The organism is Polaromonas sp. P1_E1_2, from assembly GCF_056406035.1.
On record NZ_JBFUAZ010000179.1, the window covers coordinates 1 to 7,047 of the forward strand.

Consider the following 7,047-nt stretch of genomic DNA (forward strand, 5'->3'; position numbering starts at 1 on the left):
TTTCCGGCCTGAGCCGTTTTCAGGCATAAAACGGGCTGTGGCCTATATTTGACGGGCGCAAGCAGCTATTAAAAATATAGCGTGCGACGCTGCTGGTCCTTCTTTTCCAATCTTCCTTTTTCACCATGACCCACGAATTCAGGTTTTGCCCCAACTGCGCGACGCCGCTGGCCATGGTGTCGCAGATGGAAGACGGCGGCGAGAAGGCGCGGCTGCGTTGCCCGGCCTGTGGCTATACCCACTGGAACAACCCCACCCCCGTGCYGGCAGCCGTGATTGAGTACAAGGGCCAGGTTKTACTGGCCCGCAATGCCGCCTGGCCCGGCAAGATGTACGCGCTGATCACCGGCTTCATGGAGGCCGGGGAAACGCCCCAAGGCGGCATAGCACGCGAAATCAAGGAAGAAACCAGCCTGGACACCACCTCGCTTGATTTGATTGGCGTCTATGACTTCCAGCGCATGAACCAGATCATCATTGCCTACCACGCAGTTTGCACGGGGGATGTCTGCCTGTCGCCCGAACTGGTGGACTACCGGCTCTACGACCTGGACAAGCTCAAATGCTGGCCTGCGGGCACGGGCTACGCGCTGGCCGACTGGCTGCGCACGCGCGGCCATGAACCTGAGTTTGTGGATTGGGCTACCGTGCTGAGCAAGGTGGAACCGGACGGCGACAGCAAGGCCGGGTAAAACCGGATGGACGGACAAAAGGGGCTTTGCGCTTTGCTTAAAATCGCGGCAACCCAAGGATTTTCATGAACATCGACAAAGAACTCGACACCCGCGGCCTCAATTGCCCACTGCCCATCCTGAAAGCCAAAAAAGCGCTGACGGAAATGCTCAGCGGCCAGCTGCTTCGAGTTGTATCAACCGACGCCGGCTCTACCCGCGATTTCCAGGCATTTGCCAAACAAACCGGCAACGAACTGGTCGAGCAGCAGGTTGCCGGCAGTGACTTTATTCACGTTTTAAAGCGGCGCTGATTCTGTAACAGGCGGTTATCAGGCCACCTGTTTGCGACGTTCACGGCCCGACCAGCCAATTTGCAGGTTGTCCAGGTAATTCCGGAAATACACGCCCACTTCAGGGTGCTCCAGCGCCAGCTCTACGGTTGCTTCCAGGAAACCTTCCTTACTCCCGCAGTCATAGCGTTTGCCTTCGTATTGGAAGGCATACACGTTCTCCTGGCCCAGCAGGCTTGATATGCCGTCGGTGAGCTGCAGCTCGCCACCCACGCCGGAAGTCTGCTTTCGGATGTGCTCAAAAATCGCGGGCGTCAGGATGTAGCGTCCGGCCACGCCCATGCGTGAAGGTGCCACCTCAGGCGCCGGTTTTTCGACAATCCTTTTGACTTTCATCAGGCCGGTGCTGGCGCCTTCCGTGGCTACGATGCCGTAACGGCGGGTTTGATCGAGAGGGACCTCCTGCACCGCCAGAATGGATTGCTGGACCTCGGCAAATTGCGCCGCCATCTGGGCCAGCACCGGCTGGCCGCCTTTCGGGCCGACCATCAAGTCGTCGGCCAGCAACACCGCAAAAGYCTCCTGGCCCACCAGGTGCTCGGCGCAGAGCACTGCATGGCCCAAACCCAGGGACCGGGGCTGGCGCACATAAGAAAAATTCATGTCGTCCGGCTGGACTGAGCGCACCAGCGATAGCAGTGCGTGCTTTTGGGCTACTTCAAGTTCGTTCTCTAGTTCATAAGCAGTATCGAAGTGATCTTCGATGGCCCGTTTATTGCGTCCAGTAACAAAAATCATGTGTCGGATGCCTGCGGCGTAGGCTTCTTCCACTGCGTATTGGATCAACGGTTTGTCCACCACAGGGAGCATTTCCTTGGGTTGGGCCTTGGTGGCTGGCAGAAAACGGGTGCCGAGACCAGCAACCGGGAAAACGGCTTTATTTAATGTAAATTTTTGCATCGACTTTGACCGAATAAAAGCCTAAAGTGTTGCGTTGTTGGTACAGCGCGTGGGTCGGACAAATGCCCGAATCTGCGTGAGCACAGCACGCAATCGAGAGTTTGCAGGAAAAAGGATTGACTGAGTGGACATCTTACTTCTTGATGCGTTAGTGCCCGAAGCAATGGCCTGGCTTGAAACCCGGCATGGCGTCGCCTACCATCCAGAGCTTGCCGACGATCTGACATCGCTGCGCAAGATCGCGTACAAAACCAAAGGCATTGTTTTTCCGCGCCAGACTGTGGTCACGCGCGAGTTCCTCGATTTCCTGCCCAGGCTCAAGGCCATCGGGCGCCTGCACGTAGGAACCGACAACACCGACCTGGAGGCCTGCAAGGAGCGCGACATCAAGGTCGTGCATGCCAGCAGCGCCAACGTCCGCTCCAACGCAGAATATCTTTTGAGCAGCCTGTTGTTGCTGTACCGTCGCGGCCTTGTCTCGGCCTTGATGGGACGCCGCCATCCCACGACGCAAATGGGGCGCGAGCTTCATGGCAGCACCGTGGGCATTCTGGGCCTGGCCCCGACGGCGCACACGCTGGCCGGCATGCTGAGCGGGCTCGGCGTGCGGCTTGTCGGCTATGACCCGGCGGTTCATCACACCGCGCCCATTTGGGAGCGCCTGCGCATACAGCCTGTTTCGCTGTCCGAGCTGGTCAGCCAGTCTGATGCGGTGTCAGTGCAGATGCTGTACGCCACCCGGTTCCGGGGTTTCGTGAACGACAAACTGCTGGCGGGCTGCAAGCGCAGCCAGTTGTGGGTTGGCATCAGCCGCAGTGAATTGTTTGATGAAGGCGCATTGGCCGCTGCGCTGTGCGACGGCCGGATTGAGGCCTGCATCCTGGACGGCGCTGAAGCAAGTTTCCTGGGTGACACCTCACCGCTCAAAGGGTTGAAGAACCTGTTTGTTACGCCACGCCTGGGCTCCCACACACGCGAGGCACGCCTGCGCTCGAGCTGGTATGTAGCCCACCGTATGCATGAAGCTCTGGGCACGCAGCACAGCGGCATGGACCAGTTGACCAGCACTCCCATGGGCCTGGAGCCAGGCAGTGTCCCGCCGTCGCAGTGGTCTGAACCTGAATTCATGATCAGATAGATGTTGGCCCCCACGTTCGCTCACTTCGTGTAGCTCTCTGCCCCCCGAGGGGTGCTGCGCCTGCGGTCTGGCAAAGCCAGTCCCGCGGCCCCTGCTGGTGAAGAACCATCCATCTTTTACCGTTGCAGTTGACTGGTCTTGGCGTATACGCAGCTCGCGGGTCTTACGGGGGCTCGCTTCGCATCCCGATCAATAAAAAAAGCCCCGCAATGCGGGGCTTTTTACTGGTGGTGGTCTGGCGCTTATTTCAAACGTGTCAGTTGTTCGCGAATCTTGGCCAGGGCTGCCTGGTTATCGGCCAGGCGCTTGCGTTCCTGTTCCAGTACGGCCGGGGGCACCTTGTTGACGAAGGCTTCATTGGCGAGCTTGGTTTCGGACTTGGTGATTTCTCCTGCCAGGCGGGTTTCTTCCTTTTGCAGGCGAATCTTTTCTGCCGCCAGATCGACTTCCATGTAAAGGCACAGGCGCGCTTCGCCGACGATGGCCACAGGTGCAGACTGCGCTGCAGCGGCCCAACTGGCTTCGTCGTCGAACACCTTCACTTCGCTGAGTTTGGCCAGTGCCTTGAGCACCGGGGCGACGCCCTGCATAAAGGCGGTGTCACCCAGCACATAAAGCGGCATGCGGGTAGCCGGAGACACCTTCATCTCACCGCGCAGATTGCGGCAGGCATCCACGAGCGTCTTGAGTTTGATGACATGCGCTTCTGCTACCACGTCAATTTTCTCGGGCTGGCTTTGCGGGTAAGGCGCGACGCCGATGAATTTGCCTGTTTTGCCGGCGACGGGCGCCACGGTTTGCCACAGCTCTTCCGTGATGAACGGAATCACCGGATGCGCCAGCCGCAGGATGGCTTCGAGTGTGCGGATCAGCGTGCGGCGTGTGGCGCGCTTTTGCGCGTCGGTGCCGGTCTGTATCTGCACCTTGGCAATTTCGAGGTACCAGTCGCAGAATTCGTCCCAGACGAATTGGTAAATGCTTCCAGCGACGTTGTCGAGGCGGTAGTCGGCAAAGCCTTTGGCCACGTCGGCTTCCACGCGCTGCATGGTCGATGAAATCCAGCGATCGGCCTGCGAGAAACTCAGGTAATTGTGGAATTCGCCGCCGGGTGCGCATTGCTCTTTGGTGTGGTCTTCCAGCCCGCAGTCCTGGCCCTCGCAATTCATCAGCGTGAAGCGCGTTGCGTTCCAGAGCTTGTTGCAGAAATTGCGATACCCCTCGCAGCGCTTGCTGTCGAAGTTGATGCTGCGTCCCAGGCTCGCGAGCGAAGCGAACGTAAAGCGTAGCGCGTCGGCACCGTAGCCGGGGATGCCGGCCGGAAATTCTTTCTCGGTGTTCTTGCGCACCTGCGGCGCGGTCTCGGGCTTGCGCAGGCCTTGCGACCGTTTTTCCAGCAAGGGTGCCAGTTCGATGCCATCGATCAGATCGACCGGGTCCAGCACATTGCCTTCGGACTTGCTCATCTTCTTGCCCTGTGCGTCTTTCACCAGGCCGTGGATGTACACGTGTTTGAACGGCACCTGACCGGTGAAGTGCGTGGTCATCATGATCATCCGGGCGACCCAGAAAAAGATGATGTCGTAGCCGGTGACCAGCACGCTTGATGGCAGAAAGAGATCGAGCTCTTTCGTCTTCTCAGGCCAGCCCAATGAAGAAAAAGGAACGAGCGCCGATGAGTACCAGGTGTCGAGTACATCTTCATCGCGCGTGAGTTTTCTACCGGGCGCCTGGGCCTGTGCTGCTGCCTCGTTTTCAGCGACGTAAATCTTGCCGTCTTCGTCGTACCAGGCCGGGATCTGGTGGCCCCACCAGAGCTGGCGCGAGATGCACCAGTCCTGGATGTTGTTCATCCACTGGTTGTAGGTGTTGACCCATTGCTCAGGCACGAACTTCACGTCGCCGCTGGCCACCGCATCGCGCGCCTTTTGCGAAATGGATTTTCCGGTCGGGTCCTGTTCACTCACCTTGCTGAGCGCCACAAACCACTGGTCGGTCAGCATGGGCTCGACCACCGCGCCGGTGCGCGCGCACACCGGCACCATGTTTTTGTGTGGCACGGCTTTTTCGAGGAAGCCTTGGGCTTCCAGGTCTTTCAGCACGGCCTTGCGGCAGTCATAACGGTCCAGGCCCTGGTATTGCACCGGGCCGTTCTCGTTGATCTTCGCGTCCAGGGTGAAGATGGTGATCAGCGGCAGGTTGTGGCGCAGGGCGACCTGGTAGTCGTTGAAGTCGTGCGCGCCGGTGATCTTCACCACGCCGCTACCGAATTCGGGGTCGACATAGTCATCGGTGATCACCGGAATTTTCCGGTCACACAGCGGCAGGTCGACCATCTTGCCGACCAGGTGCTTGTAGCGCTCGTCGTCCGGGTGCACCGCCAGCGCACCGTCGGCCAGCATGGTTTCGGGCCGTGTGGTGGCAATGTGCATGCCGCGCAGCGCCGAGCCGTCAGCGGCTTTCTGCGGGCCGTCGCTGAAGGGGTACTCGATGTGCCACATGAAGCTGTCGCGCTCTTCGTTCTCGACTTCCAGGTCGGACACGGCGGACTTCAGGATCGGGTCCCAGTTCACCAGGCGCTTGCCGCGATAAATCAGGCCCTGCTTGTAAAGCTGCACAAAGGTCGAGGTGACGACCGTCGACATCTTCGGGTCCATGGTGAAGTACTCRTGCTTCCAGGCCACCGAGTCACCCATGCGGCGCATCTGGCGCGTGATGGTGGTGCCGGACTCTTCCTTCCATTCCCACACCTTGGCGACGAAATTCTTGCGGCCCAGGTCGTGGCGGCTTTTACCCTCGCCCTGCAGCTTGCGCTCCACCACGATCTGCGTGGCGATGCCGGCGTGGTCGGTGCCGGGCACCCACAGGGTGTTGTGGCCGCGCATGCGGTGGTAACGCGTGAGCGAATCCATGATGGTCTGGTTGAAGGCATGGCCCATGTGCAGCGTGCCTGTCACATTGGGCGGCGGCAGCTGGATGGAAAACGAAGGCTTGGCCGCGTCCAGCGTGGGTTCGTACTGGCCGCTTTGCTCCCACTCGGGGCCCCAGCGGCTTTCAATCGCGGCCGGCTCGAAGGACTTGGCCAGGCCGTCCAGCCCCGGCGTGGAGACTTTCACGGCCTCGGGGGCTGTGTTGGCGGTATCGGCAAGGGCAGGGGCGGCAGCGTTGGTCATGGGGCAATGAAAAACGGCATCGAAGGGATGCCGCCTTGGGTTGGGTGAAACTCCGCTGATTTTATTCGACTGGGGCTGGCCGTTGCGTTTGCCGGCCGTTAGCCCTTGTAGCGCTCAGGCTTGGCGGGCCGCGGCCACGCAAGCCTGCAGTACCGCGGTGTCGCCCAGCTGGTTGGCCATCAGCAGGATCAGCCGGGCATTGAGCAGCTCGGATTCCTCCCGGGAGAGGCCCTGGTGGGCGTCCAGCAGGTATTCGTAAAACGCATCGGCGTCCTGAAAATGCAGGCGGGTGATCAGGGGGCTGTCTGGCTTCATGATGGATCCCTTGTTTCGTGGCGGGCGCCCGCACCCATGGCGCTTGCGACGGCGTGAACCACCGAGGCATCCGTACTTTCGCCCGTTGCGGCGACGTGTCCGTCGGGCCGCAGCAGCGCCCAGGCATGGCCAAAAACATGGCAGGTCGTCTGCAGATGACCTTCGCGGTCGATCACGTGCTCCCTTGCGGCGGCTTTCTCGCCGGGCCCGAGCACTTGCACGCAGCGCACGTCCGCTTCCCTGGAAAGCGCCGCCAGCCGCGCCAGCCCGGCGCCGGATACATCGCCAAACACCAGCAGCAGCAGGCGCCCATGAGCCCACGTCAACAAGTCCAGCAGCTCGCCTGAGCTGCCATCGGCCCAGGAGAAGCCCGCGTTCTGCGTGGCCCGCCCGCCCGCAGGCCCGCAGACGCCGGACCGCGTGTAGTGGTTGGGCGTCGACATGCGCCCGGTGTTCACCAGCTGCCGGGCAAACGGGTGCTCACGCGCCAGATCCAATGC

General features: G+C 60.5%; 6 protein-coding genes and 1 pseudogene. 3 read left to right on the forward strand and 4 right to left on the reverse strand.

The window, feature by feature from the left end; genetic code table 11:
- The first annotated feature begins 125 nt into the window (after nucleotides 1–125).
- Complete coding sequence (locus tag AC1D1P_RS10490; protein ID WP_477672930.1) at nucleotides 126–692, forward strand: NUDIX hydrolase; 567 nt, start codon at nucleotides 126–128, stop codon at nucleotides 690–692.
- Between the two features lie 65 nt (nucleotides 693–757).
- On the forward strand, nucleotides 758–985 hold the full coding sequence (locus AC1D1P_RS10495) for a sulfurtransferase TusA family protein (RefSeq protein WP_007867181.1): 228 nt from the start codon (nucleotides 758–760) through the stop codon (nucleotides 983–985).
- A gap of 18 nt (nucleotides 986–1,003) precedes the next feature.
- Here AC1D1P_RS10495 and galU read toward each other — a convergent pair whose 3' ends face one another.
- A complete protein-coding gene (gene galU, locus AC1D1P_RS10500; RefSeq protein ID WP_477672931.1) occupies nucleotides 1,004–1,924 on the reverse strand; it encodes a UTP--glucose-1-phosphate uridylyltransferase GalU in 921 nt (306 codons plus the stop codon).
- Nucleotides 1,925–2,048: 124 nt separating this feature from the next.
- Here galU and AC1D1P_RS10505 point away from each other — a divergent pair, with 124 nt between their 5' ends.
- Entirely contained in the window at nucleotides 2,049–3,062 is a 1,014-nt protein-coding gene (locus tag AC1D1P_RS10505; protein WP_477671237.1) for an NAD(P)-dependent oxidoreductase, read from the forward strand.
- Between the two features lie 242 nt (nucleotides 3,063–3,304).
- Here the strand turns inward: AC1D1P_RS10505 and AC1D1P_RS10510 are convergent, their stop codons facing one another.
- From AC1D1P_RS10510 to AC1D1P_RS10520, 3 genes and pseudogenes are all read right to left on the reverse strand, one after another.
- Complete coding sequence (locus AC1D1P_RS10510; protein ID WP_477672932.1) at nucleotides 3,305–6,232, reverse strand: valine--tRNA ligase; 2,928 nt, start codon at nucleotides 6,230–6,232, stop codon at nucleotides 3,305–3,307.
- 114 nt (nucleotides 6,233–6,346) lie between these two features.
- On the reverse strand, nucleotides 6,347–6,547 hold the full coding sequence (locus tag AC1D1P_RS10515) for a DUF2783 domain-containing protein (protein ID WP_477672933.1): 201 nt from the start codon (nucleotides 6,545–6,547) through the stop codon (nucleotides 6,347–6,349).
- Nucleotides 6,544–7,047: pseudogene (locus tag AC1D1P_RS10520) on the reverse strand (FAD-binding monooxygenase); the annotation flags it as partial. The pseudogene AC1D1P_RS10520 and the gene AC1D1P_RS10515, both read right to left, overlap by 4 nt.